At 64.2% G+C, this 26,287-nt stretch carries 22 protein-coding genes and 1 pseudogene; 17 read left to right on the top strand and 6 right to left on the bottom strand.

The window, feature by feature from the left end; genetic code table 11:
* Nucleotides 1–31 precede the first annotated feature (31 nt).
* Nucleotides 32–1,558: a DegQ family serine endoprotease gene (locus SR858_RS05385; protein WP_019922756.1), complete on the bottom strand. Its 1,527-nt coding sequence runs from the start codon at nt 1,556–1,558 to the stop codon at nt 32–34.
* Between the two features lie 183 nt (nt 1,559–1,741).
* Nucleotides 1,742–2,209: an Hsp20 family protein gene (locus SR858_RS05380; RefSeq protein ID WP_019922757.1), complete on the bottom strand. Its 468-nt coding sequence runs from the start codon at nt 2,207–2,209 to the stop codon at nt 1,742–1,744.
* A 213-nt stretch (nt 2,210–2,422) separates the two neighbouring features.
* On the opposite strand from SR858_RS05380, the gene SR858_RS05375 reads away from it, so the two are divergent.
* Together SR858_RS05375 and SR858_RS05370 are read left to right on the top strand one after the other, a co-directional pair.
* The gene (locus SR858_RS05375) at nt 2,423–4,312 is read left to right on the top strand and encodes a M61 family metallopeptidase (protein WP_019922758.1); all 1,890 of its coding nucleotides are present in this window, start codon (nt 2,423–2,425) and stop codon (nt 4,310–4,312) included.
* 30 nt (nt 4,313–4,342) lie between these two features.
* Nucleotides 4,343–4,690: a hypothetical protein gene (locus SR858_RS05370; RefSeq protein WP_019922759.1), complete on the top strand. Its 348-nt coding sequence runs from the start codon at nt 4,343–4,345 to the stop codon at nt 4,688–4,690.
* A 59-nt stretch (nt 4,691–4,749) separates the two neighbouring features.
* Here the strand turns inward: SR858_RS05370 and SR858_RS05365 are convergent, their stop codons facing one another.
* A complete protein-coding gene (locus SR858_RS05365; protein WP_019922760.1) occupies nt 4,750–5,508 on the bottom strand; it encodes an alpha/beta hydrolase family protein in 759 nt (252 codons plus the stop codon).
* A 139-nt stretch (nt 5,509–5,647) separates the two neighbouring features.
* Here SR858_RS05365 and parS point away from each other — a divergent pair, with 139 nt between their 5' ends.
* The 10 genes and pseudogenes from parS (at nt 5,648) to SR858_RS05320 (ending at nt 15,967) form a co-directional block, all read left to right on the top strand.
* Nucleotides 5,648–6,166 (top strand): type II RES/Xre toxin-antitoxin system antitoxin, encoded by a 519-nt coding sequence (gene parS / locus SR858_RS05360; protein WP_322534497.1) that lies wholly within the window; start codon nt 5,648–5,650, stop codon nt 6,164–6,166.
* Nucleotides 6,163–6,636 (top strand): RES family NAD+ phosphorylase, encoded by a 474-nt coding sequence (locus SR858_RS05355; protein WP_026637444.1) that lies wholly within the window; start codon nt 6,163–6,165, stop codon nt 6,634–6,636. Before parS ends, SR858_RS05355 begins: the two co-directional genes overlap by 4 nt.
* A 105-nt stretch (nt 6,637–6,741) precedes the next feature.
* Entirely contained in the window at nt 6,742–7,497 is a 756-nt protein-coding gene (imuA, locus tag SR858_RS05350; protein ID WP_019922764.1) for a translesion DNA synthesis-associated protein ImuA, read from the top strand.
* Nucleotides 7,430–8,899: a Y-family DNA polymerase gene (locus SR858_RS05345; protein WP_154819966.1), complete on the top strand. Its 1,470-nt coding sequence runs from the start codon at nt 7,430–7,432 to the stop codon at nt 8,897–8,899. The genes imuA and SR858_RS05345 overlap by 68 nt, the downstream gene beginning before the upstream one ends.
* Nucleotides 8,900–9,075: 176 nt before the next feature.
* Nucleotides 9,076–12,231, top strand: a complete 3,156-nt coding sequence (locus SR858_RS05340) for an error-prone DNA polymerase (protein ID WP_019922766.1) — start codon at nt 9,076–9,078, stop codon at nt 12,229–12,231.
* 80 nt (nt 12,232–12,311) lie between these two features.
* Nucleotides 12,312–13,082 (top strand): annotated as a pseudogene (locus tag SR858_RS27730) (transporter substrate-binding domain-containing protein); the annotation flags it as partial.
* Nucleotides 13,083–13,106: 24 nt separating this feature from the next.
* On the top strand, nt 13,107–13,565 hold the full coding sequence (gene aroQ, locus SR858_RS27725; RefSeq protein WP_407654706.1) for a gamma subclass chorismate mutase AroQ: 459 nt from the start codon (nt 13,107–13,109) through the stop codon (nt 13,563–13,565).
* Nucleotides 13,566–13,574: 9 nt separating this feature from the next.
* Nucleotides 13,575–14,849, top strand: a complete 1,275-nt coding sequence (locus SR858_RS05330) for a putative Na+/H+ antiporter (protein WP_019922768.1) — start codon at nt 13,575–13,577, stop codon at nt 14,847–14,849.
* 3 nt (nt 14,850–14,852) lie between these two features.
* Entirely contained in the window at nt 14,853–15,560 is a 708-nt protein-coding gene (locus SR858_RS05325; protein ID WP_026637445.1) for a hypothetical protein, read from the top strand.
* Nucleotides 15,561–15,580: 20 nt separating this feature from the next.
* Nucleotides 15,581–15,967: a VOC family protein gene (locus tag SR858_RS05320; RefSeq protein ID WP_019922769.1), complete on the top strand. Its 387-nt coding sequence runs from the start codon at nt 15,581–15,583 to the stop codon at nt 15,965–15,967.
* A gap of 3 nt (nt 15,968–15,970) precedes the next feature.
* Here the strand turns inward: SR858_RS05320 and SR858_RS05315 are convergent, their stop codons facing one another.
* Nucleotides 15,971–17,095 carry an extracellular catalytic domain type 1 short-chain-length polyhydroxyalkanoate depolymerase gene (locus tag SR858_RS05315; protein ID WP_154819967.1) on the bottom strand — a complete coding sequence of 375 codons (1,125 nt, stop codon included), beginning with the start codon at nt 17,093–17,095 and terminating at the stop codon, nt 15,971–15,973.
* A 209-nt stretch (nt 17,096–17,304) separates the two neighbouring features.
* Entirely contained in the window at nt 17,305–21,660 is a 4,356-nt protein-coding gene (gene hrpA, locus SR858_RS05310) for an ATP-dependent RNA helicase HrpA (RefSeq protein WP_322534496.1), read from the bottom strand.
* Between the two features lie 54 nt (nt 21,661–21,714).
* Between hrpA and argA the strand changes: the two genes are divergently transcribed.
* Both argA and SR858_RS05300 read left to right on the top strand, forming a co-directional pair.
* A complete protein-coding gene (gene argA, locus SR858_RS05305; protein WP_019922773.1) occupies nt 21,715–23,025 on the top strand; it encodes an amino-acid N-acetyltransferase in 1,311 nt (436 codons plus the stop codon).
* A gap of 36 nt (nt 23,026–23,061) precedes the next feature.
* A complete protein-coding gene (locus SR858_RS05300; protein ID WP_019922774.1) occupies nt 23,062–23,334 on the top strand; it encodes an oxidative damage protection protein in 273 nt (90 codons plus the stop codon).
* 141 nt (nt 23,335–23,475) lie between these two features.
* Here the strand turns inward: SR858_RS05300 and rpiA are convergent, their stop codons facing one another.
* The gene (gene rpiA, locus SR858_RS05295) at nt 23,476–24,153 is read right to left on the bottom strand and encodes a ribose-5-phosphate isomerase RpiA (RefSeq protein ID WP_019922775.1); all 678 of its coding nucleotides are present in this window, start codon (nt 24,151–24,153) and stop codon (nt 23,476–23,478) included.
* Nucleotides 24,154–24,281: 128 nt separating this feature from the next.
* On the opposite strand from rpiA, the gene SR858_RS05290 reads away from it, so the two are divergent.
* The 3 genes from SR858_RS05290 to SR858_RS05280 are packed head-to-tail and all read left to right on the top strand — an operon-like array spanning nt 24,282 to nt 26,281.
* Complete coding sequence (locus SR858_RS05290) at nt 24,282–24,665, top strand: response regulator (protein WP_040377921.1); 384 nt, start codon at nt 24,282–24,284, stop codon at nt 24,663–24,665.
* Between the two features lies 1 nt (nt 24,666).
* Complete coding sequence (locus SR858_RS05285; protein WP_019922777.1) at nt 24,667–25,305, top strand: chemotaxis protein CheC; 639 nt, start codon at nt 24,667–24,669, stop codon at nt 25,303–25,305.
* Between the two features lie 10 nt (nt 25,306–25,315).
* Entirely contained in the window at nt 25,316–26,281 is a 966-nt protein-coding gene (locus SR858_RS05280; RefSeq protein ID WP_026637447.1) for a sensor domain-containing diguanylate cyclase, read from the top strand.
* The last annotated feature ends 6 nt before the right edge of the window (nt 26,282–26,287 follow it).

Raw genomic sequence — 26,287 nt, 5'->3', positions numbered from 1 at the left:
TTCTTGTTGTTGGTGCGTTCTGCCGTAACGATTAACCGAGACGGACGGGAATGAAGATTGTATCGCCGCCGCGCTGGATCAGCAACGCCACAGATTTGCCGGACTGGCCCACCACCTGGCGCACCTGGTCGATATTGCTGACCGCGTAGCCGTTGACCGACAGCAGCACGTCGCCCGGTTGCACACCGGCGCTTTGCGCGGCGCCGCCGGCGTCTTCGATCAACAGGCCATTGGCGATGCCGCTCTCGCGGCGCTCGTTCGGATCGAGCGGACGCAGCGACAACCCCAGCTTCGAGCTGGCCTGCTCGGCGCGGTCGCTGGTGGCCGCGACGGCAGCGACCTTGTCGCTCAGGTTGCCGAGCTTGGCGTCGAGCGCGATCAGCTTACCTTGGCGCCACACTTCCAGCTTGACCGTGCTGCCCGGCTTGATCAGGCCGACCATGGCCGGCAGGTCGATCGAGCTGACGACTTTCTTGCCATTCATGCTGCGCACCACGTCGCCAGCTTTGAGACCGGCCTTGTCGGCGGGACCGCCACGCTCGACGTTGGCGATCAGCGCGCCTTCGGGCGTGGCCAGCTTGAACGAATCGGCGATGTCCTGGCCCACTTCCTGCACTGTCACGCCGAGCTTGGCATGTTCGACCTTGCCGGTGGAAACGATCTGGTTGGCAATCGTGGTAGCCACTTCGATTGGAATGGCAAACGACAGGCCCTGGTAGCCGCCGGTCTGGCTGTAGATCTGCGAGTTGATGCCCACCACTTCGCCCCGGGTGTTGAACAGCGGACCGCCCGAGTTGCCGGGATTGACGGCCACGTCCGTCTGGATGAACGGCACGTAGGCGTCGTCGGGCAGTGAGCGGCCCTTGGCACTGACCACGCCGGCCGTGACCGTGTTATCGAGACCGTAAGGCGAGCCGATCGCCAGTACCCACTCGCCCACTTTGAGGTTGTCGGTCTTGGCCAGTGGCACCACCGGCAGGTTCTTGGCGTCGATTTTCAGCACGGCCACATCGGTTTTCGGATCGGAGCCGAGCACCTTGGCGCGGAATTCGCGGCGGTCGGTCAGCTTGACCGTCACTTCGCGCGCATCGCGCACCACGTGAGCATTGGTCAGGATGATGCCGTCGGCGCTGATGATGAAGCCCGAGCCCATGCCGTGGGTGGGCACATCGCGCTGACCGCCGCGCGGGTTCTGGCCCTGGAAGCGGCGGAAGAATTCCATGAATGGATCGTCGCCGAACGCTTCGGCGCGGCCCTGCCCCTGGCCGTCATAGGAGGCCTTGGTGGTGCCGCGCACGTCGATATTGACCACGGCCGGGCCGTTTTGGGCAGCCACGACGGAAAAGTCAGGCAGCGAAATGGACGGGGCCGCAACGGCAGCCGGGGCGCCGGCGTTGGCCGAGGGAGGCGCGGTGACCGTGGCTACCGGCGTACCGGCCGCCACCGCGTTGCTCTGCTTGACCGCGACCGCACCGCCGGCGCCAATGGCCGCCACGATGGCCAGCGCGGCAACAGTGCGTTTGAAGGTTTTCGATCCGGTTGGGGTAGTCTGGGACATGTTGCACTCCTGAATTGAACTAGGATTTTAGATGTATTCAATATGAGGCAAAAAACTTAGACCCTACTTAATGAAATTTCCACGGAAACATATGCTTACAATGGTGTTGGTCAAAGCAGACGATGGACGAACAACTGGCCGGAAAGTCCGGCCAGTTGTGAGGGTCATACCGCTAGAGGGCGATTACGCGGCCTGGCGCTGCTCCAGGGCGGTCACGTTCTCGCTGCCGCCTTGACCGTCAATGACGATCTTGCGTGGCTTGAGCGCTTCGGGCACCTCGCGCACCAGTTCGATGGTGAGCATGCCGTTGTCGAAGCTGGCGCCGGTCACCTTGACGTGGGTGGCCAGCTGGAAGCGCTGTTCGAAGTCACGCGCAGCGATGCCACGGTGCAGGTAGGTGCGCTCGGTGGCGTCCTTCTGCTTGCGGCCGACGACGTGCAGCGAATCGCGCTCGAAGGTGATGTCGATCTCGTCGCGGCTGAAGCCGGCCAGCGCCATCACGATGCGGTACTGGTCATCGGACACGAGTTCGATATTGTAAGGAGGATAGCTGGGCGACGAATCGGCGCGCTGGGCATCGTTGAGCATCTGGGCCAGGCGGTCGAAGCCGATGGCGGAACGGTACAGTGGAGTCAGGTCAAAAGTACGCATGATAGATATCCTTTTCAAGTTAAGCGATAAATGTAATCCCCTTCGGAAGCGTTCCTCGGGGCCGGTGGTCCCCTGCTGGGCAACCACTGAGTCCGATATAGGGTGGTGGTCCGAGCCTTTCAAGGGGTTTTTTTGCGATTTTTTTTGCGGTTTTTTCCGACTGCCCCTGCGTGCTAAACTCTTTCTCTTGTTCAATCACGATCCGAGTCCTTCATGCCTTTCACCCGTGCCGCATTTGCCGTCCTGCTCGCCACTACAGCCGTTACCACCGGCGCCCAGGCAGAGACGATTTCCGAACAGCCTTACCCGGGCACCATCGTCCTCAAAGTGGACGCCTCCAATACGGCACAACAGATCTTCCGCGTGCGCCAGACCATTCCGGCCAAGCCCGGCAAGCTGACCTTGCTGTACCCGCAATGGGTGGTGGCCAACCACGGCCCCAGCGGCGCCCTGAACCAGTTTGCCGGTCTCAAAGCGAGCGCGAACGGCAAGCCGCTCGACTGGCGCCGCGACCCGCTCAACGTCTGGGCCTTCACGGTTGACGTGCCGGCCGACGCCAATGCCATCGACATCGAATTCCAGTACCTGTCGCCGGTGGAAGCGAGCCAGGGCCGCACCACGTTTACCAACGACATCCTCGGCGTGCAGTGGCAGTCGCTGGCAATCTACCCGGCCGGCTACCGCAGCCGCAATATCACGATCCAGCCCAACCTGACCGTGCCACCGGGCTGGCAGTTCGGCACCGCGCTGGAAACGGCCGCGCGCAACGGCGACGAGATCGCCTTCAAGCCGCTCGACTTCGAAACCTTCCTCGATTCGCCGCTGTTCGCGGGCCGCTATTTCCGCCGCATCGACCTCGACCCGGGCGCGAAAATCCCGGTACATTTGAACGTGGTGGCCGACAGCCCGGAACAGCTCGAAGCAACGCCGGAACAGATCGCCCCGCACCGCGCACTGATCCAGCAATCGTATAAACTGTTTAACTCGAAACACTACAAGCACTACGATTTCCTGTTTGCCATCAGCGACGAATTCGGCGGCATCGGCCGCGAGCACCACCAGTCGAGCGAGAACGGCGTCAAGGCCGGCTACTTCACCGACTGGAACAAGTGGGAAGCGCGCCGGGAACTGCTGCCGCATGAATTTGCCCACTCGTGGAACGGTAAATTCCGCCGCCCGGCCGGCCAGGATGTGCCCAACTTCAACACCCCGCTCGACAACTCGCTGCTGTGGGTATACGAGGGGCAAACCCAGTACTGGGGCGCCGTCCTTGCGGCCCGCTCGGGCCTGATCAAGCCGGAAAACACGCGCGACCTGCTGGCCGCATCGGCCGCCCGCCTCGACAACGTGCGTGGCCGCACCTGGCGCGCGGTGCAGGACACCACGTACGATCCGATCATCAATGCCCGCCGTCCGCAAGTGTGGAACAACTGGCAGCGCGGCGAAGACTACTACCAGGAAGGCCAGCTGATCTGGCTGGACGCCGACACCCTGATCCGCGAACTGTCGGGCGGCAAGCGCTCGCTCAACGATTTCGCGCGCGGCTTCTTCGGCGTCGATGACGGTGTCAACGTCGCCAAGCACTACACGTTCGACGACGTGGTGGCCGCCCTGAACGCCGTGCAACCGCACGACTGGGCCACCTTCCTGCGCAGCCGCGTGGAAAGCCACGGTCCGGGCGCGCCGCTCGACGGCCTCACGCGCGCCGGCTGGAAACTGGTCTATACCGACAAGCAGACGCCATTCCTGAAAGCCCAGGAAGACCTGAGCAAGTCGGCCAACTTCCAGTACTCGCTCGGCTTCTCGGTGGGCGCCGAAGGCAAGCTCGAATCGTTCATCTGGGAAGGCATAGCCTTCAAGGCCGGCCTGTCGGGCAACTCGACCTTGCTGGCGGTCAATGGCCGCGCGTACAAGCCCGAGGTGCTGCGCGCGGCGATCACGGCCGCCAAGGACAGCAAGGAGCCGATCCAGCTGCTGGTGAAAAAGGGCAACCTGTACACCACCTATGCGATCGATTACCACGACGGTTTGAAGTACCCGCGCCTGGAACGGATCAAGGGTACGCCTGACCGCCTGGAAGCAATTCTGCAGCCGTTGAAGTAAGATGGCTCAACGCCCAAACCTGAGGACACCATGAGCAATAACACTGATATCCAATTGAGCGGCCCCTTCAAGGCCACCGACGGCGCCGGCCGTGCCCACGACGCCAAGGCGATCCGTATCTTCGATGAAGGTTATGGCGCGATCGACGTGTACGTGGACTTTGCCGGTTCGGTCAGCGGCCTGCACAAGGACAAGTCCCTGATCGACGCCGTGGTGGCGCAACTGCGCACGGTGGGCTACAAGGGCCCGGCCCTCACCGCCGGCGACCCGGTGCTGCAGGAAGGCAAACTGCTGGTGCTGGAAGCCCCGGACGAGTTCAACACCTTTGCCGCTGGCAAGGGCTGGAAGGATTTGGCCGAGGAATTTGGCGACGAGTAGTTCTCAATGGCTGGCTGAAAGCCGTCATTGCGGCGCAGGCCGCAATGACGGCTTTCAGCTTATGCCAGGTAGCGGCGGCTCCACGCCGCGATCAAGTCCGCCACGTACACCGCATCCTCGCGCCGGGTCAGCAAATGGTCGGCGGTATCGAGTGAGACGAAACTTTTCGGGTGCCTGGCGGCGGTGACGATTTCCATCGCATTGGCCACCGGCACGGTATCGTCGCCGGGGGCATGCATCACCAGCAAAGCGCGCTTCAAGCCCGCAATCTTCGGTTTCAACACATACCCTTCGGCATCGTCGAAAAACTGGCGCTTGATGCGGAACGGCCGTCCGGCCAGCGGCACCATGGCCTCCCCCTCCTGCCGTATCAGTTCCAGGTACTTGCTGCCGAACAGGCTGGGCATATGGGTCGGATCGCTGGGCGAACCGATCGTCACCACCGCCGTCGCTTCAGCAATCTGCTCGGCCGCCGCCAGCATGGCCGTGCCGCCCAGGCTATGGCCGATCAACAACTGCGGCGCCGCATGGTGCGTGCGCAAAAAATCGGCAGCAGCCACCAGGTCGGCCACGTTCGAGGAAAAATTGGTGTCGGCAAAATCGCCCTCGCTGCCACCGAGGCCGGTGAAATCGAACCGCAGCACGGCGATGCCATGCGCAGCGAGCGCGTGCGCCATCCGGTGCGCGCCGATCGCATCCTTGCCACACGTAAAGCAATGGGCAAACAGCGCGTAGGCGCGGATCTCGGCGTCGGGGGCGTCGAGCTTGGCAGCCAACTTGTGGCCGTTGGAGATAAATTCTTGTCGTTGAGAACGCATGCAAACTCCTGCAATTTCGATGAAGCGTACTCTGACGCATAAGTGGCGGCGGGACAAGTCAAGCGCGTGCAAGCTGCCAGCACAAATGACTTGCAAAATGTCTTCTTTGAGCTAACCTGCCGACTCAAAGGAGGCAACCATGTCCAATCTCGTGAAAAAGTCGGGCACGATTTCCGGCCCCGCCGCCATCAAGATTCGCAAGGCTGGCCGCAGTCCAGCCAAGTCGGCTCCGGTTGATGGCATCCCACTTTTCAATCTTAGTCCGCAAGGCCGGATTGCCTTGATACGGCAAGGCATACCGGCATCGACGATTACCAGCCTGTCTGCGCGCATGGGGATGAGCAAGGAAATTTTGCTCAACAGCCTGGGCCTGTCGCGTGCCACCATCAGCCGCAAGGAAAAAGATGCCATCGTGCTGTCCAGTGACGAATCGGAACGGGTGCTGGGCGTGGAAAATCTGATCGCCATGGTGCAAACCATGGTCGAAGAGTCGGGCGACCCCACCGGTTTTGATGCGGCGCGCTGGGTTTCCGAATGGCTTACCGAACCGTTGCCAGCGCTTGGCGGGGAAACCCCGGCCAGTTATCTGGATACCTTCGAGGGCCAAAAGCTGGTGGCAAATTTGTTGGCCATGATACAAAGCGGAGCTTACGCATGACTGCAGTGGTGTGGCGTATTGCGATGGAAGCACCCGCCTATGCCGCCAACGATTTAAGTGGCATGGGGGCCAGGCTGACCGGTGGGCGCTGGAACAGTGGGGGCACACCCGTTGTGTACTGCGCCGTCAATATCGCGCTGGCAGCGCTGGAGACGTTGCATTACCTTAAGGGTCGTGGGCCATTCAACCGCTACCTGGTGCGCATCGAAATTCCCGATAAGGTATGGGCCACCTGCCAAGTACTCGCACCATTGCCCGGTGGCTGGGACGCCGTCCCCGCCGGCCTGAGTTCCATCGCAGCAGGCGATGCCTGGATCGCCTCCGGTGCCAGTGCACTGCTACGTGTGCCATCGGTCATCGTGCCGGATGAAGACAATGTGCTGATCAATCCGCAACATCCCGACACCGCCGCGATAACAGCAACAACCATCAAGCGCTGGATCTACGATCCGCGCTTTTTCAAGCGCTAATCGTTCAACATCAAGTATATCCGCACGACAAATAAATCAATCTTGCATCTGAGCGGCAGCGGGGATTATACTGTACATACATACAGTATCAATCTAATAACAACCATGCTTACGCCACCACTCCCCATCACCACCGCAGCCGCGCAGGCTGGCCGCCTGGCCATGCGCGATGTGTGGCGGGCCAGCGAGTTGGCCATTTCGCGCTCCACCACCTGCAGCACCGGGCACGACCGGCTCGATAGCGAACTGCCCAATCAGGGCTGGCCACGCTCGGCGCTGATCGAGCTGCTGGTGCAGCAACACGGCATCGGCGAAATGCAATTATTAAAACCCGTGCTGGCCAGCCTGGCCGCGCGCCAGCGCGTGGCGCTGGTGCAGCCGCCTTATTTGCCGCACGCCATGGCATGCCGGGCCTGGCAAGTCAATGACCGCAACCTGCTGTGGCTTAAACCTGCCAGCAGTGCCGATGCGCTGTGGGCGGCCGAGCAAATCCTCAAGAACGGCTCGTGCGGTGCGGTGCTGCTCTGGCAGGCCAATGTGCGGCCCGAAGCGCTGCGCCGGCTCAACCTGGCCGCGCAAAGCACCGATACCTGGCTGTGGCTGCTACGGCCCATCGCGGCGGCAGCCGACGCTTCGCCGTCGCCGCTGCGCATGACCTTGCGCCCGGCCGCTGGCGGTGTCTCGGTGGACATCATCAAGCGCAAGGGGCCCCATTGCGAGCAACCTTTTTTCATTCCCCTCGGTGATATGCCGGTACCGCTGCATATCCCCCTGCAACCTGCCCCCCACGATCATGAAACTGATGTTAAGCGTCCACCTGCCGTTGTTGCCGCTCGAAGCGCAACGACCGTGCTGGTCTGAGCCGGCGCCCATGGTCGTCGTCGAGCACGGGCTGGTGCTGGCCATGTCGCGCCAGGCCGCGCAGGCCGGCGTGCGCCTGGGGATGCGCGGCGGCGGCGTGGCAGCCATTGCGCCCGATACCACCGTGCTCGAACGCGCGGCCGACAAGGAAGACCAGGCGCTCGAAGCGATTGCCACCGCGCTGATGCAATACACGCCCGACATCACGTATCAACCCGACTGGTCGCTGCTGCTGGACGTGAGCGCCAGCCTCACCCTGTTCAAGGGACCGCACGCGCTGTGCCTGCGCGTGCTGCGTAGCGTGGCCGCGCTCGGCTTTACCCTGCAGCTGGGCGCCGCCCCCACGGCCGAGGGCGCATGGCTGCTGGCGCGCAACGCACCGCGCAAGGACCAGCCGAAGGGCCGCCGGGTGGCGTCGATGGAACGCCTGCAACAGCGGCTCAACCAGCTGCCGTGCGAGCTGATCCCGGCCGCCGTACCGTTCCACGGCTGGCTTACCGACATCGGTGCGCGCGACCTCGGCGCCCTGCGCCGGTTGCCGCGCGCCGGGCTGCTGCGGCGCACCGACAAGCATTTGTTGGCCACGCTCGACCGCGCTTACGGCGAGGCGCCGGAAATGTTCGAATGGATCAAGCCACCGTTGCAATTTTCCGCCCGCATCGAAACCTTCGAACGGGTGGAACATGCAGACGCCTTGCTGCACGGCGCCTCGAGCCTGATCCTGCAACTGGTGGGCTGGCTCACCGCCATGCAGCAGGCCGTGCGCGCGTTCACGCTCTACCTCGAACATGAACGGGGGCGCTCGGCGGTGGCGCCCACCACGCTCGAGATCATGCTGGCCGAACCGGCATGGCACGAGTCGCACCTGGTCCGCCTGCTCAAGGAGCGCCTGGGCAAGCTGGAACTGCATGCGCCGGTGATCGCGCTGCGGCTCGAAGCCGTCAAGATCGAAGCCATGCTGCCACCGAACGCCTCGCTGTTTCCCGAGCCGGGCGGCACGCCACAGGACTACCACCGGCTATTGGAACTGCTGACCGCGCGCCTGGGCGCCGACAACGTGCTCACCCCCGCCAGCGTGGACGACTACCGCCCCGAAATCTGCAACACCTGGCTGCCGGCGGCGACCAGGCGACCCAAGGCGCAGCTTGACGAAGTATTCGACGGCCGGCCCTTCTGGCTGCTGCCCAAGCCGATTGCGCTGCTGATGCGCGACAACCGGCCGTTTTACGGCAGCGCCCTCAAAATCCTTTCCGGCCCCGAGCGGCTGGAAGCGGGCTGGTGGAACGATCAAACCGCCGCCCGCGACTACTTCGTGGCCCAGGGCAGCGACGCCAGCTGCTACTGGATCTACCTCGAACGCACCACCGATGCGCGCTGGTTTTTGCATGGACTGTACGCCTGAGCATGAGCACGCCACCCACTCCTCCCGTGCCACCGGTGCCGCCTGAGCCACCTGAGCCGCCAGCACCAGGCAATGGCCCGCCTGCTGGCGGTCTACCCGGTGATTTTCCCGGTGGCCTGCCCGGCCGTTCGCCTGCTGGTTCGCCTGCTGGTTGGCCTGCTGGTTTGCCTGCTGGGTTGCCCGCCGGCGGCGTTCCCGCGATCGGCTTGCCCGATTACGCGGAGCTGCAAGTGTTCAGCAATTTCAGTTTCCTGCGCGGCGCCTCGCCGCCCGAGCAGCTGGTGCAGCGCGCCCACCAGCTTGGCTACAGCGCGATCGCCATCACCGACGAATGCAGCCTGGCCGGCGTGGTGCGTGCCCACGTGGCGGCCAAGGAATGCGGCCTGCACCTGCTGATCGGCAGCCAGATGGCGATCACGCCCGAAGACGGCAGCCCGCCGTTCAACCTGATCATCATCGCCACCAACAAGAACGGCTACGGCAACCTGAGCGAGCTGATCACCGTGGGCCGCATGCGCGCCGACAAGGGCACGTACCTGGTGCGCCCGCGCGACATCGCCCAGCCCGTTGGCGACCTCGTGCATTTGCGCGGCTTGCCCGACTGCCAGTTCATCCTGGCGCCGCGCTACTGCGCTCCATACGAGGAGGTGGAGCGGCACGCCCAATGGCTGCTGCACAACGCCCCGGGTCGGGTGCGCATCGCGCTCACCTTGCACCACCGCGCGCGCGACGCGCTGCACCGGCGCATGATCGAGGGCATTTCCGAAGAATTCGCCATTCCGGTAGTGGCCACCGGCGACGTCTGCATGCACCTGCGCTCGTACAAGCCCTTGCAGGACACCATGACCGCGATCCGCCACGGCATCCCGGTGGCGCAGTGCGGCTACAAACTCGCACCCAATGCCGAGCAACACCTGCGCTCGCGCGTGCGCCTCGGCAACCTGTATCCGCGCGCGGCGCTCGACGAAACCGTGCGGCTGGCGCGGCTGTGCGCATTCTCGCTCGACGAGCTGCGCTACGAATACCCGCACGAGCTGGTGCCCGACGGCGAAACGCCCACCAGCTACCTGCGCAAGGAGACTTATATCGGCGCCCATTGGCGCTACCCGCACGGCATCCCCGCCAATGTGCAGGCATCGTTAGAGCGCGAGCTCGACATCATCGCCGACCTGCAATACGAAGCCTATTTTTTGACCGTGTACGACATCGTGCGCTTTGCCCGTGGGCAGCAGATCCTGTGCCAGGGGCGCGGCTCGGCCGCCAACTCGGCCGTGTGTTATTGCCTTGGCGTGACCGAGGTCGATCCGTCGCGCAACACGCTGCTGTTCGAACGCTTTTTGTCGAAAGAGCGCAACGAGCCGCCCGACATCGATATCGACTTCGAACACCAGCGCCGCGAAGAAGTGCTGCAATACGTGTACAACAAGTACGGCCGCATGCGCGCCGCGCTCACCGCCGTGGTCATTTCCTACCGGCCGAAAAGCGTGCTGCGCGACGTGGGCAAGGCGCTTGGCGTCGATCTGACGGTGGTGGACAAGGTAGCCAAGGCCTCGCACAGCTGGGGCGGCCGTGCCGACCTCGAACAGCGCCTGCTCGACTGCGGCTTCGATACCAGCTCGCCGGTCGTGGAAAAATGGAACTACCTGGCCGACCTGCTGATGCACTTCCCGCGCCACCTGAGCCAGCACCCGGGCGGCTTCGTCATCTCGCACACCAAGCTGTGCCGGCTGGTGCCGATCGAAAACGCCGCCATGGCAGACCGCAGCATCGTGCAATGGGACAAGGACGATCTCGATGCGGTCGGCCTGATGAAAGTGGACTTGCTGGCGCTGGGCATGCTCAGCTGCATCCGCCGCACGCTCGATCTCGTGTCCGAGCGACGCGGCCAGCGTTTCGAGATGGGCGACATCCCGGCCGAAGACCCGGCCACCTACGAGATGATCTGCCAGGCCGATACCATCGGCGTATTCCAGATCGAATCGCGCGCGCAGATGTCGATGCTGCCGCGCCTGCGGCCGCAAACTTTTTACGACCTGGTGATCGAAGTGGCGATCGTGCGGCCGGGGCCGATCCAGGGCGAGATGATCCACCCGTATCTGCGGCGCCGCCAAGGTATCGAGCCGGTGTCGTACCATAACGACGAAATCAAGGGCGTGCTAGAGAGAACCCTCGGCATTCCGATTTTTCAGGAACAGGTGATGCAGATCGCCATCGTCGCTGGCGGTTTTACGGCTGGCGAAGCGGACCAGTTGCGGCGGGCCATGGCAGCGTGGAAACGCAAGGGTGGCTTGCAACCATTCAAGGACAAGCTCAAGGCTGGGATGGACGCGCGTGGTTACCCGCCCGAGTTTGCCGAAACCATCTTTAACCAGATCAAGGGTTTTGCCGAGTACGGTTTTCCCGAATCGCACGCATCGTCCTTTGCGCTGCTGGCCTACGTCTCGAGCTGGCTCAAGTGCCACGAACCGGCAGCCTTCCTGGCCGCCCTGCTCAACTCGCAGCCGATGGGTTTTTACTCGCGCTCGGCGCTGGTGCAGGATGCGCGCCGCCATGGCGTCGAAGTGTACGCGGTCGATGTGGTGGTCAGCACCTGGGAAGCGGCGCTGGAACCGGCCGCCAACGGCATGCCGGCCGTGCGCCTGGGCCTCAACAACGTCGATGGCATGGAAAAGGAGGCGGCTTGGCGCATCGAGGAAGCGCGCGCGGTGGCGCCGTTTGCCGACACGTCCGACCTGGCCGCACGCGCCGGCCTTGATGCGCGCCAGATGACCCATTTGGCCAGCGCCAACGCCCTCGCCTCGCTGGCCGGCCACCGCCGCCAGGCCATGTGGCAAGCCGCCTCCAGCGTACCGGACAAGGGCCTGCTGCGCCCGGCCACCGTGACCGAAGATGCCATCGAACTCGAGGCACCCTCGGCTGCCGAAAGCGTGGTGGCCGACTACCGCCATTTGGGCCTGACCTTGGGCCGGCACCCGGTCTCTTTCCTGCGCGAACGGCTGTACAAGATGCGTTTTACGCCGTCGGACGTATTGATGGGTTTTACCAACGGTCAGCTGGCGCGCGGTTGCGGCATCGTCACCGTGCGCCAGCGTCCCGGCACGGCCAAGGGCGTGGTGTTCATCACACTGGAAGACGAGGCCGGCACGGTCAACGTGATCTGCTGGAAAAGCCTGGTGGAACAGCAGCGCCGCGAAGTGATGGGCGCGCAACTGCTGGGCGTGTATGGCGTGTGGCAGACGGAAAACAATGTGCGCCACCTGGTCGCCAAGCGCCTGGTGGATCTGTCCCACCTGCTGGGCGCGCTCGACACGCGGTCGCGCGATTTTCATTGAGGGCGACGCACCCGCAGCGCACCGAGTGCGGTACCATACCGGTTGGAAAATTGAACCAAATACCAACCTCCGGACACGCCTTGAAGCACGCCCCAAAATTCCTGCTCTGCCTGTTCCTGGCTGCCACGACCGGCGCTGTATCGGCAGGACCTGCGCAGCAGCTGGCCGGCATCACCGCCAGCGGCGAACTGCGCGTGGGCACGCCTTCCGACTACAAGCCCTACACGTATCGACTGGGCCAGAGCAGTGCATACCTCGGGCTCGATATCGACCTGGCGGCCGGCCTGGCCAGGCGTCTTGGTGTCAAGCTCACCATCGTCCCTACCAGCTGGCCTGCTTTGCTGGCCGACTGGAATGCCGACAAGTTCGACATCGCCGTGGGCGGCATTTCTATCACGCCGGAGCGCCAGCAGCATGGCCTGTTTTCGATCCCGTACCAGCGCGACGGCAAAACCCCGATCACGCGCTGCGAAAATCAGCAACGCTTCCAGACGCTGGCGCAGATCAACCAGCCGGACGTGCGCCTGATCGTCAACCCGGGCGGCACCAATGAACGCTTTGCCCGCAGCCACGCGCCGCGTGCACAACTGACGGTCTACCCGGACAATGTGACCATCTTCGGTCAGATCGTCGCCGGCAAGGCCGACCTGATGATGACCGACGCCATGGAAACCCGGCTGCAACAACGCCTGCACCGTGAACTGTGTGCAGTGCACCCGGAGGCGCCGTTCGACAGCGCCGACAAGGCCATGCTGCTGCCGCGCGACCCGGCTTTCAAAACGCTGGTGGACCAGTGGTTGCAGGAACGTCTCGCCAGCGGCGCGCTGCAACGGGATGTCGAACACTGGCTGGCGTTCCCGTGGACGCTGGAGCCGTTGCGCCAGGCCATCGACCAGCGCCTGCTGCTGGCTGAACCGGTCGCGCGCGCCAAGTGGAACAAGCAGGCGCCGATCGAAGACCTGCCGCGCGAGGCAATGGTGATTGCCGCCGCCGTCGAACAAGGCCGCGCGCTCGGTTTGCCGGCGGACCGGGTGGAAGCGGTGTTTCACGCCCAGATCGAAGCCTCCAAAACCGTGCAGCGCGAGCTGTATGCACGCTGGAGCGCCCAGCACGCCGGCCGCTTCGCCGACGCCCCCGACCTGGCCGCCGAGATCCGTCCCAGACTCGACCTGATCACTACCCAACTGCTGGCTGCGCTGGCCGCCAACCAGGCCACACTTGCAGACGCCACGCGCCACGACCAGGTCGCGCAAGCGCTGCGCACGCTCGACGCCACCGCACTGAGTCCCGCCGCCGCGCGGCAAGCGCTGGCGCCACTAATCACCAACAACTAAGGTTCTCTTTTGCAAAATATCGAACTCATCGGCGCGATCCTGTTCGCGCTGGCCCTGCTCCACACCTTTGCCGCCAAATCATTCGAGGTGCTGGCGCACCGCCATCCGCGCCACGCCGGCCTGTTCCACTTGCTGGGCGAAGTGGAAGTCGTGTTCGGCTTCTGGGCCTTTATATTGATCGTGTTCATGGCGCTGACCAACGGCGGCCAGACCGCCATCGCGTATGCCGAATCGCGCCACTACACCGAGCCGCTGTTCGTGTTCACGGTGATGGTGGTGGCGGCCTCGCGCCCGGTGCTCGAGGCCGTCCAGCAGCTGTTGCTGGCACTCTCGCACAAGCTGCCGGTGCGCACCGAAGTGGCGCTGGCGTGGTTCGGCCTGGCGCTGGTACCGCTGACCGGCTCGCTGATCACGGAACCGGCCGCGATGACGCTGGCTGCGCTGATGCTCGCACCGCTGGTGTTCCGCCGTGGCATGCCAGAGCCGCTCAAGTACGCCGCGCTGGGCGTGTTGTTCGTCAACGTGTCCATCGGCGGCACCCTGACGTCGTACGCGGCGCCGCCGGTACTGATGGTGGCTGCGACCTGGCAGTGGGACAGCGCCTTCATGGCCAGCACCTTCGGCTGGAAGGCCGCGCTCGCGGTGGTCATCAACGCCACCGTGGTGAGCATGCTGCTGCGCCCGCACCTGCGCGGCAAGGCGGCCAATGACGACAGCATCACGGCCACCGCCACTATCGACAAAGCGCCGCCGGTGCCGCTGGCAGTCACGCTGATCCACCTGGCTTTCCTGGCCGGCGTGGTCGTGTTCGGCCACCACCCGGTGCTGTTCCTGGGCCTGTTCATGCTGTTTCTCGGTTTTACGTCCGCGTACCAGCGCTACCAGTCGCCGCTGATCATCAAGGAAGCGCTGCTGGTCGGCTTTTTCCTGGCCGGGCTGGTGGTGCTGGGCGGCATGCAGCAATGGTGGTTGCAACCGATCGTCGAGAGCCTGTCGCCGCTGGCCCTGTTCTTCGGCGCCACGGCCTTGACGGCAATTACCGACAACGCCGCCCTCACCTACCTCGGCTCGCTGATCGACGGCATCTCGCCGCAGGCGCAATACATGTTGATGGCCGGGGCCGTGACCGGCGGCGGCCTGACCGTGATCGCCAACGCGCCCAACCCGGCCGGCGTGGCGCTGCTGCGGCGCGGCTTCAACGACGAGTCGATCGGCATGGCGGGGCTGCTGCTGGGCGCGCTGGCGCCGACCGCAGTAGCTGCTGCCGCGTTCCTGCTCCTCTAGGCAATGTCCAGCCGGGCCTGGGGCGCCAGCGCGGCAATCCTGATCCAGTGCCTGACGTTGTGGCTGTTCCTGGCGCCGGGGCGCGAGGTGACGCATGCGCCAGTTGGCGTGCGCTCCGCGATCCTGATGCTGCTCCCCCATGGGGCGCCGCCGAAAGCCGCGCCGCGTCCCGCCCCCACTGCGGCCACCGCACCGTCTCGCAATCCGACGGTGGCCGCCGCGCCGCAGCGGCGCACCTCGGCTGCGCCCGCCAGCATCGCGCCAGCAGACAACGCACCGGAGCCAGCGCCAGCAGTCCCCACCAACGCGACAACCTCGGCGCTGCCGGTGAACAGCGTACCGGACCCGTTTGCCATCAGCCAGGCGCCCACCGAGCGCAGCGCGCACACCATCATCATCCAGGCCAGGCGCGACTTGCCCCACATCGACAAGGAAATCCTCGGCAAGGCCAAGGGTGTACCGGACGACCGGCCCGAGACGCTGGAAGAGCGCCTGGCGCGCGGCATTGCCAGCGCGTACGTGGGCAAGGACACCGCGGAAACCATACACCGCTACACCGCGCCGGACGGCGTGGGCTACACTAGAATCACAAAAGGTCCGCATACAACGTGCTACCGGAGCCGCACCGCCGACTTTAACGCGGTATTCGGCACCAGCAAAACATGGACGCCGACCAAATGCCCGCCCGCCAACGGCGGCTGGACCAGGTAATCACGACACAGGAGGATGGCATGAAACGCGTTACTGGCATCGGCGGTATCTTCTTCCACGCAAAAGACCCGGTCGCCTTGCGCGCCTGGTACCAGCGCCACCTCGGCATCGACGTCCAGACCTGGGGCGGCGCTGCCTTCACCTGGACCGACGACGCGGGACAACCGACCGGCGGCAGCACCATCTGGTCGATCAATGCGGCGGACGGCGCGCCGTTTGCGCCGGGCAAGGCGTCGTTCATGGTCAACTACCGGGTGGACGATCTCGATGCGCTGCTTGCCGTGCTGCGCGACGAAGGCTGCCAGGTGCTCGACAAGGCCGACGATTCCGACTACGGCAAGTTCGGCTGGGTGATCGACCCCGAGGGCAACAAGGTCGAATTGTGGCAGCCGCCGGCCGGACAGTAAATTTCAAACGCGCCGGTGCCGCGCGAAAAACTCCAGCATCATGCGGGTGGCGTCCGGGCCGGACTTGGCGTTGAATTTCAGGGCCGGGTCGCCGCCGCTCCAGGCGTGGTCGAGTGCGTCGATGCGGGCCACCCGCAGCAGCAGTTTGCGGCCGTCATAAAAATCGTCGATGCGGTGGGCGTTGTGGCGGGCGTTGCTGCCTTGCGCCTTGTGGGTGATTTTGGCCGGGGCGTCGGGCGCCAGGCCGTTGAGGACCAAGCCCTGGCGCGCCAGCTGGGCCAGGTTGATAGGCCGCACCACGCTGTCGCCCTCGCCCGCGATCAGGATCGTCGGCATGCCGGGGAAGCGGCCGTGGCGGGCCAGCACTTCCTGCACCGCGAGGTCAGCGCGCAGGCCGGCGCCATGCTGCATTACCCCCAGTGCGCCCATCGTGCTGTGGCCGGCGCCGAATGCGGGGCCCGAATGCAGGCCCACGGCAGCAAACAGGTGCGGATGATTGAGGGCCACGATATTGGCCATGCCGGCGCCGGCTGAAATGCCGGCCACGTACACGCGCGCGCGGTCGATCGCGTAAGCGCCCGCCACCTTGTCGATCATGGCCACGATGGTGGGCACGTCGCCACCGCCTTCCTGCGTGGCGCGGTCGTACCATTTCCAGCAGCGCTGGGCCTGGTTACTGACCAGCTGTTGCGGGTAAAGCACGGCGTAGCCCTTGCGCTCGGCCCACTGGTTCATCCGGGTGCCCTGGGCGAACTGGGTCGCGGTCTGCTGGCAGCCGTGCAGCATCACAATCAGCGGCAGGCCCGGGGTAGAGGCCTCATCGGGAATGTTGTGCGGCAGGTAGAGCCAGAAGCTCATGCGATGGCCGTTGGCGCCCTCGACATGGGAGGTCAGCCACTTACCGGGCGCGGTAGTAATGCTGGAGGGCGCCGGCGCCGGCCTGGCCGTTGAACGCACGGGCTTGGCCAAGGAGGCCGCCGGCTTGGCGCGGACCTTGCGCCTGGGTGGCGCAGGCTTTACTGTCGGCGTCAGCATTGCCGTCATCAACTTGTTGACGGCAACGCCCTGGCGCGCAGACTTGATCGACGTGCGCATCAGACTGCGGAACAACCCAGCGGCTTTCTTCATCGGACCTCCCAATACCCCAGTCTAAGCGGAAACCACCAGCGCACGATACTTAGGAGCCTCTTCGTGGCACCTACTTCGGGGTCAGTGCCGACATTCGGACATCCAGGAACCTTTTAGTTGAAGTCTACTTCAATAAATAAGTTCAAAAATGTCCGAATGTCGGCACTGACCCCGAACTTGGTTTGGTTCTGACCCCGAACTTGGTTTGGTTAGCGTAGCATCGATTCCCACACTTTTTGCAGGCGCTTCACCGACACCGGCATCGGGGTGCGCAGTTCCTGGGCGAATAGCGAGACGCGCAGTTCTTCCAGCATCCAGCGGAACTCGACCAGTTTCGGGTCGGTGTTCTTGCCGGCGCTCTTGTCGCGGTGCAGACGCTGGTATGGCGTGGCGGCCAGTTGCCAGTCGGCCATCAGCTTGGCGTCGCGGGCGGGGTCGGCGCGCAGCTTTTCGATGCGCACGTTCATCGCCTTCAGGTAGCGCGGGAAGTGTGACAGCTGGCTGTAGTCGTTGTCGGACAGGAAGCGCTTGTGCACCAGGCCCTGCAACTGGCCCTGCATATCGGTGGCCGCTGCCTGCGGCAAGCCTTGCAGGCGCTTGGGCAGGCCGTGGAACTCGGTCAGCACTTGCGACAGCAGGCGCGCCACTTCGTTGACCAAGAGCACCAGGCGCGACTTGCCCTCGTCCTTGCGTTTGGTGAAACTGGCAGCGTCGGTCGGCAACGGGTCTTGCAGGCAGGCGATGTCGAGCGCCTTGTTGATGATCTCGTCGCGCAGTTCTTCCTGCGTGCCCATCGCCATGTATTGCATGCCCATTTGCTGCAGGTTCGGGATGCTTTTCTCGATGAACTTGATTTGATCTTTCATCTGCAGCGCGAACAGGCGGCGCAGGCCCTGGCGGTGGGTGCGCGCTGCCACGGTCGGGTCGTCGAAGACTTCGAGGTCGCAGTGGGTGCGCTTGTCCACCAGCGCGGGGAAGCCGATCAGCGTCAGTTTGCCTTGCGGGATTTCGAGCAGCTCGGGCAGTTCGCCGAAGGTCCAGTTGCTGAGGTTGGTCAGGTTGGACGGCTCGGCGGCGTCCACGCCACCGTGTGGCGCCGCACCGCTGCCCCCCTTGCCGCCCGTCGCAGTGACGGGCGCCGCAGCACCTGCCTTGCCGCCGGCGGCTGGCTTGGCGCCGCCACCCGGCTGGGCAGCCGACAGGGCGGCGGATGTTACCGTGGTGCCCGACGTTTCCGCCATCTTCTGGAAACTCTCGCGCGCCTGCATGCCGAACTCGGCTTGCAAGGTGGCCAGGTTGCGGCCCATGTCCAGTTGGCGGCCATGCTCGTCGATCACCTTGAAGTTCATGAAGTGGTGGGCGGGCAAGGTCTCCGGCTTGAAGTCGGTGGTCAGCACGGCAATCGTCAATTGCTTGCGGATGTCGGCAATGATGGCGTCCACCAGGTCGCCGCGGCCGAACACGCCCGCTTCGTTGACGCGCTCGCAGAACTTGGCGGCGTAGTCGGGCAGCGGCACGCAGTGGCGGCGCAGCTTTTGCGGCAAGGATTTCAACAGCAGGTGCACTTTTTCCTTGAGCATGCCCGGCACCAGCCACTCGCAGCGCTCGCGCGGCAACTGGTTCAGTGCATACAGCGGCACGGCCAGGGTCACGCCGTCACGCACGCTGCCCGGTTCGAAGTGGTACGTCAGGCCCAGTTCGAGGCCAGTGACCGACATGATCTTCGGGAACAGCTCGGTGGTGACGCCGGCCGCTTCGTGGCGCATCAGTTCGTCGCGATTGAGGTACAGCAGCCGTGGCTCGGCGGCGGTGGCGTCCTTGTGCCACTTCTCAAAACCGGCGCCGTTGACCACGTCGGCGGGAATGAGCTTGTCGTAGAACGCCGCGATCAGTTCATCGTCGACCAGCACGTCCAGGCGGCGCGACTTGTGTTCGAGGTTTTCGATGTCCTTGATGAGCTTGTGGTTGTGGGCGAAGAACGGCGCACGCGTGTCGTAATCGCCACCGACCAGCGCGTCGCGGATGAAGATTTCGCGCGCCTCGGCCGGGTTGAAGGCGCCGTAGTTGATGCGGCGCTGGCTGTACACAACCAGCCCGTACAGCGTGGCGCGTTCAGACGCGGTGACCTGCGCCGAGCGTTTTTCCCAGCGCGGCTCGCCCCACGATTTTTTCAACAGGTGGCCGCCCACTTTTTCCAGCCACTCCGGCTCGATGCGGGCCACGCAGCGCGCATACAGGCGCGTGGTATCGACCAGTTCGGCCGCCATGATCCACTTGCCCGGTTTTTTCAGCAGCGACGACCCCGGCCAGATGTGGAACTTGATGCCGCGCGCACCGAGATACCCGGCGCCCGGCTCGTCTTCGCTCTTGAAGCCGATATTGCCGAGCAAACCGGTCAGCAGGGCCAGGTGCAGGTTCTCGTAGGTGGCTGGCAACTCGTTGACGCGCCAGCCCTGCTCCTTGACCAGCGTGACCAGTTGCGAATGGACGTCGCGCCACTCGCGCAGGCGCAGCTGCGAGAGAAAATTGGTGCGGCAGTTGTCCATCAACTGGCGGTTGGTTTTCTTGTGCTCGATGGCGTTTTCGAACCAGCGCCAGATTTTCAGGTAGCTGAGGAACTCAGATTTTTCATCGGCGAACTTTTTATGGGCCTCGTCGGCCGCCTGCTGGTGTTCCATCGGGCGGTCGCGCGGATCTTGCACCGACAGGGCTGAGGCAATGATCAGCACTTCGCTCAGGCACACGTTGTCGAGGGCGGCCAGGATCATGCGGCCCACGCGCGGGTCGAGCGGCAGCTTGGCCAGCTTCTGGCCGAGCGCCGTGAGCTGGTTGTATTCGTCGACGGCGCCCAGCTCTTGCAGTAGCTGGTAGCCGTCGGCAATCGCGCGCGCCAGCGGTGGCTCGATGAACGGGAAGCTTTCCACGTCGGTCAGGTGCAGCGACTTCATGCGCAGGATGACGGACGCCAGCGACGAGCGCAGGATTTCCGGCTCGGTGAACTTGGGCCGCAACAGATAATCCTGCTCGTCGTACAGGCGGATACACACGCCATCGGCCACGCGGCCGCAACGGCCGGCGCGCTGGTTGGCGGCCGACTGCGCGATCGGTTCGATCTGCAACTGCTCGACCTTGTTGCGGTAGCTATAGCGTTTGACGCGGGCCAGGCCGGCATCGACCACGTAGCGGATGCCGGGCACGGTCAGCGACGTCTCGGCCACGTTGGTGGCCAGCACGATGCGGCGGGCATTACTCACCTTGAACACGCGCTCCTGCTCCTCGGCCGACAGGCGCGCGAACAGCGGCAGGATTTCCACGTGCGGCGGATGATGTTTGCGCAGTGCTTCGGCGGTGTCGCGGATTTCGCGTTCGCCGGGCAAAAAGACCAGGACGTCGCCGGAACCGAGGCGCGCCAGTTCATCGACTGCATCGACCACCGCATCCATCAGGTCGCGCTTCTCGCGCGCGGCGGCCGTGCGGTGTCCTTTGCCTTCGGCATTGGCGATCGCTGCGGCATTGCCGCCGGGGTTAGCTTTATTCGGCACATCGCTGTCGATCGGCCGGTAGCGCACTTCCACCGCGTACAGGCGGCCCGATACCTCGATCACCGGCGCCGGTTTTTCCGGCGTGCCGAAGTGGCGCGAAAAGCGGTCGGCGTCGATGGTGGCCGACGTGATGATGATCTTCAAATCGGGGCGGCGCGGCAGCAGCTGCTTGAGGTAGCCGAGCAGGAAGTCGATATTGAGGCTGCGTTCGTGCGCCTCGTCGATGATGATGGTGTCGTAGGCTTTTAATAACGGATCGGTCTGGGTCTCGGCCAGCAGGATACCGTCGGTCATCAGCTTGACCGACGCGCCCTTTTGCAGGGTGTCGGCAAAACGCACCTTGAAACCCACGTGCTGGCCCAGCGGCGAATTGAGTTCGGCGGCAATGCGCTTGGCGGTGGACGACGCGGCGATCCGGCGCGGCTGGGTATGGCCGATCAGCCCCTTTTGGCCACGACCCAGTTCCAGGCAGATTTTCGGCAGCTGGGTGGTTTTGCCGGAACCGGTCTCGCCGGAAACGATAATCACCTGGTTCGCCTGCAAGGCGGCGGCGATCTCGTGGCGGCGGCCCGAGACGGGCAAATCTTCGGGGAAGGTGATCGGCGGCAGCGGCGTACGGAAATTGCGCTCGGCCTCACGCGCCTCGCGTGCGGCTTCGCGCGCCGCCTGCTCTTCCGGCGTCAGGCGCGCGCGCGACGCATTCTTGCCGTCGCCCTCCGCCCTGGCGGACGGACTACCGCCAGGCGCACCGCGGCCACGACCGTCATTGCCAGCCGCGGGACGCCGCTGGGACGTGCGGGCACCCGGACTTTCGATGCCAGCAGCCGGGCGCTGTTGCGGCGCGCCCTTGCCGCGCGGCGCCCCACCCGGGTTCGGGACCTTGCCCGGCACCGGCTCCGTCCTGACAGTGACCACGCCTTTTAACGCCTCGGCAAACGGGCTGGCAGGGGCTTGCGGGCGGCGGTCTTGCGGGCCACGGAGTGTGTTGGGGGGGCTTTTAGGCTTGTTGCTGGCTTCTGACATTGTTTTTTACAAGTATAGGGTGCGGAATTCGCGCACCGAATTATAATGCCGGTAATGGAAAACCCTACCCAATTCGTCCAATGGCTGCGTTCAGTCGCGCCCTACATCCACGCCTTCCGCGGCAAGACCTTCGTGGTGGCCTTTCCCGGTGAACTCGTTTCCGCCGGCGCCTTGCAGGTGCTGGCCCACGATCTGTCGCTGCTGCACGCGCTCGACATCAATGTGACCGTGGTCTACGGCTCGCGCCCGCAGGTGGCCGAGCAGTTGGCGCTGCGCAACGTCGAAGGGCGCTTCCACAACGGCGTGCGCATCACCGACACGGCCGCCATGGAGTGCGCCAAGGAAGCCGCCGGCGAGCTGCGCCTCGATATCGAGGCCGCGTTCAGCCAGGGTTTGCCCAATACGCCGATGTCGAATGCGGCCATCCGTATCATTTCCGGCAACTTCATCACGGCCCGCCCGCTGGGCGTGATCGACGGCGTGGACCTGGAACTGACGGGCGTCACGCGCAAGGTCGATGCCGAAACCATCCACTCGATTCTCGGGTCCGACGGCCTGGTGCTGCTCTCGCCGCTGGGCTTCTCGCCCACCGGCGAGGCGTTCAACCTGACCATGGAAGACGTGGCGTGCAGCGCGGCGATTGCCCTGCATGCCGACAAACTGGTGTTCATCACCGAGACGCCGATGATGACCGACGCCGGCGGCACCGAAATCCGCGAACTGTCGTCGCACATGGCCGAAGCGGTGCTGGGCGCCGGCTTCCTCGACGACGCCACCGCGTTCTACCTGCGCCACTGCATCAAGGCGTGCGACAACGGCGTGGAACGCTCGCACATCGTGCCGTTCGCCATGGACGGCTCGGCCCTGCTCGAACTGTTTACCCACGATGGCGTGGGCACCATGATCTCGCACGAAAACCTCGAATCGCTGCGCAAGGCGACGATCGAAGACGTGGGCGGCATCATCAAGCTGATCGAACCGCTGGAAGCGGACGGCACCCTGGTCAAGCGCGGCCGCGAGCTGATCGAGCGCGAAATCGATTATTTCTCGGTGATCGAGCACGATGGCGTGATCTTCGGCTGCGCGGCGCTGTACCCGTTCCCCGAACACAAGATGGCCGAAATGGCATGTTTGACGGTGAACCCGGAAGTGCAGGCCCAGGGCGACGGCGAACGCATTTTGAAACACATGGAAAACCGCGCACGGGCGCTGGGCGTGACCAAGCTGTTCGTGCTCACCACCCGCACCTCGCACTGGTTCCAGAAGCGCGGCTTCGTGCCGGCCACGGTCGATGCGCTACCGAAGGATCGCCAGCATATGTATAACTGGCAGCGCAAATCCCAGGTATTGATTAAATCTTTATAATGACGTCTTTACGTTACAGCTTTAGGAGCAAGACAGATGGCCCGCACCGTACATTGCATTAAACTCAACAAAGAAGCCGAGGGCATGGATTTCCCACCAGTTCCTGGCGAAATGGGCAAGAAGATCTACGAGTCGGTTTCGAAAGAAGCGTGGGCCGCGTGGATGAAGCACCAGACCATGCTGGTCAACGAAAACCGCCTGAACCTGGCCGACCTGCGCGCCCGTAAATACCTGGCGCAGCAGATGGAAAAGCATTTCTTCGGCGACGGCGCCGATGCGGCGATGGGCTACGTGCCACCGACCGAGTAAATCGTTAGTTCTGATTCGTCATCCTCGCGTACGCGGGGATCCATGGAACCGAAGATTCGTAGAACATTTTGCGTTTCAACGAAGCACACGTTCTATGGATCCCCGCCTGCGCGGGGATGACAGATGCACCGGTAGTAGTATTTAGAACTTCAGGGTTTTCACGCCCTCGGCCATCCCCAGCAGGCACACATTGGCGCCGCGTGCGGCAAACAGCCCCACCGCGATCACGCCCACGATCTGGTTGATCTGCGCTTCCAGCGCCACCGGATCCGTAATCGACAATCCCGATACATCGAGCAACTGGCCGCCATTGTCGGTCACGAACGCTTCATCCGTGCCCGGTTTCAACCGCAGCTTCGGCACGCCGCCCAGCGCGCTCAAGGCGCGCGCCACTGCTTCGCGCGCCATCGGCACCACTTCCACCGGCAGCGGGAACTTGCCCATCACGTCCACCAGCTTGGAGCCGTCGGCGATGCAGACGAACTGCTTCGATACCGATGCGACGATCTTTTCACGCGTCAGCGCCGCGCCGCCGCCCTTGATCATGGCGCCCGAAGCGTCGATCTCGTCGGCGCCGTCGATGTACACGGCAATCGCCGGCACGTCGTTGAGGTCGTAGACGGCGATGCCGTGGCCGCGCAGGCGGGCGGCAGTCGCTTCGGACGACGCCACGGTGCCCTTGATGCGGTCCTTGATCTTGGCCAGTTCGTCGATGAAGAAATTGGCGGTGGAACCGGTGCCGACGCCGATGATTTCGTTGTCCACCACGTATTCGATGGCGGCGCGCGCTACGGCTTGTTTCAGTTCGTCTTGGGTCATGATTTTTAACAATTGATTTTTAGCAATTAAAGGAAAGCGGGAGGAATCAGTGGCGCTATTTTAACGGATAGCTGCCAAGCAAAACCCTATTATGCGAGAATGCCCCATACATACAGCCAGGAGGTGACATGACTGACGTTACACCCGAGCGAACAAAAACCGTGTTGATTGTCGATGACAGCCGCGTCTCACGGATGATGGCGCGCCAATATATTTTGCATCTGCAACCCGGCTGGAACGTGGTGGAAGCCGGTACCGGCGAAGAGTCGCTGGACAAGGCGCGCGCCGCCCTGCCCGACCTGGTGCTGATGGATGTCAATATGCCCGGCATGGGCGGCATCGCCGCCGCCGAGCAATTGCGGCGGCTGGCGCCTGCCCTGCCAATCTCCCTGCTGACCGCCAACGTGCAGTCCGCCACGCGCGAGCGGGCCGAGGCGCTGGGGCTGGGGTTCATGGAAAAGCCGATCACCGAGGCGCGCATCGCCCAGTTACTGGCGCTGGCGGGAGGCTGACATGGTGGAATTGTCCGAGCTGGAAAACGACGCCCTGATCGAGATTTTCAATATCGGCGTGGGCCAGGCTGCCGCGTCGATGAGCGCACTGGTCAGCGAAGAGGTGCGTATGTCCGTGCCGTCGATCAGCTTCATCAGCCGTACCGACGCGGCGCGGCTGCTGGGCAGCCGGCTGGCGGCCGAGGCCGAGGCGCCGGACCGCATTTGCGGCGTCAGCCAGCACTACGAGGGCGCGTTCGATACCGATGCCATCCTCATGTTCCCCGAAGACAAAAGCCTGGAACTGGTGCGCCTGATGGTCGGCGAAACCGTGCCCCTGCAGGAGCTGACCGACATGGAGCAGGAAGCCATGTGCGAAATCGGCAACATCATCCTCAATGCCTGCATCGGCACCCTGGCCAATGTCTTTGAACAGGAACTGCGCGGATCGTTGCCGGAATACCACGTTGGCACCAGCGACGAGATTCTCGGCGTGTCCGGCAGCGAACCCGACAGCGTGGTGCTGATGCTGCACATCGACTTCGCGCTCGACAAGCACCAGATCCTCGGCTATGTCGCCTTCGTGCTCGACATCTCGGCGCTGCACGACCTCAAAGAACAAATCAACCGCTACATCGCCCGCGCGATGGGGCAAGCCTGAGGTGGCTGGCTTGACAACGGTACGGGACCCCTCGCTCGATTTGCTGCACAGCGTGCTCAACGCGGTGACCCTGGGCGCGGTGGTGCTCGATCACGACCGCCGCGTGGTGCTGTGGAACGACTGGATGAGCGACCACGCGCAAATCCCGCAGCAGCAGGCGCTGGGCGCCGATTTCCTGGCGCTGTTCCCGGCCCTGCGCGGCAGCCGGGTGGACGCGGCCATCGACCAGGCACTGCGCCACCATTTTCCGTCGCTGCTGTCGCAGTCGCTCAACAAGGCGCCGTTCCCGTTGTACGCCAATGCCGCAGCGGCCCGCCTGGACGAGCGCCTGCAACAGGCGGTGGCGGTGACGGCGGTCGATGTGGCCGACGGCGGGCGCCACTGCCTGATCCAGATCACCGATGTCAGCATCGCCGTGGGCCGCGAAAAGCTGCTGCGCGAACAAACCCTGGTGCTGCGTTCGCAAACCTTTGCCGACGGCCTGACCGGCATCGCCAACCGCCGCCACTTCGACGTGGCGATCGAACGCGAACACCGGCGCGCCCGCCGCCACGGCACGCCGCTGTCGCTCTTGATGATCGACATCGACCACTTCAAGGCCTATAACGACCACTACGGCCACCAGAAAGGCGACCAGTGCCTGATCCAGGTGGCGGCCGCGCTGTCCGGCATGCTCAAGCGCTCTGCCGACCTGATGGCGCGCTACGGCGGCGAGGAATTCGCCATGATCCTGCCCGACACCGACACCGCCCAGGCCACGCAGATGGCCGAGACGATCCGCGCCCGCGCCGAAGCGCTGGCGATTGTCCATGCGCATGGCGGCAACAGTGGCGTGGTGACGGTCAGCATCGGCGTGGCCACCCGCAGCGTGGCATCGGCAGTCAACATCGACACCCTGATCGGCGCCGCCGACCGCGCGCTGTACCGCGCCAAGAAGAACGGCCGCAACCGGGTGGAAGCACAAACGCCCGGCTAGCCCCCC

The organism is Duganella zoogloeoides, assembly GCF_034479515.1.
GTDB classification, from domain to species: domain Bacteria; phylum Pseudomonadota; class Gammaproteobacteria; order Burkholderiales; family Burkholderiaceae_D; genus Rugamonas; species Rugamonas zoogloeoides.
This window is presented reverse-complemented; position numbering and strand designations above follow the sequence as displayed.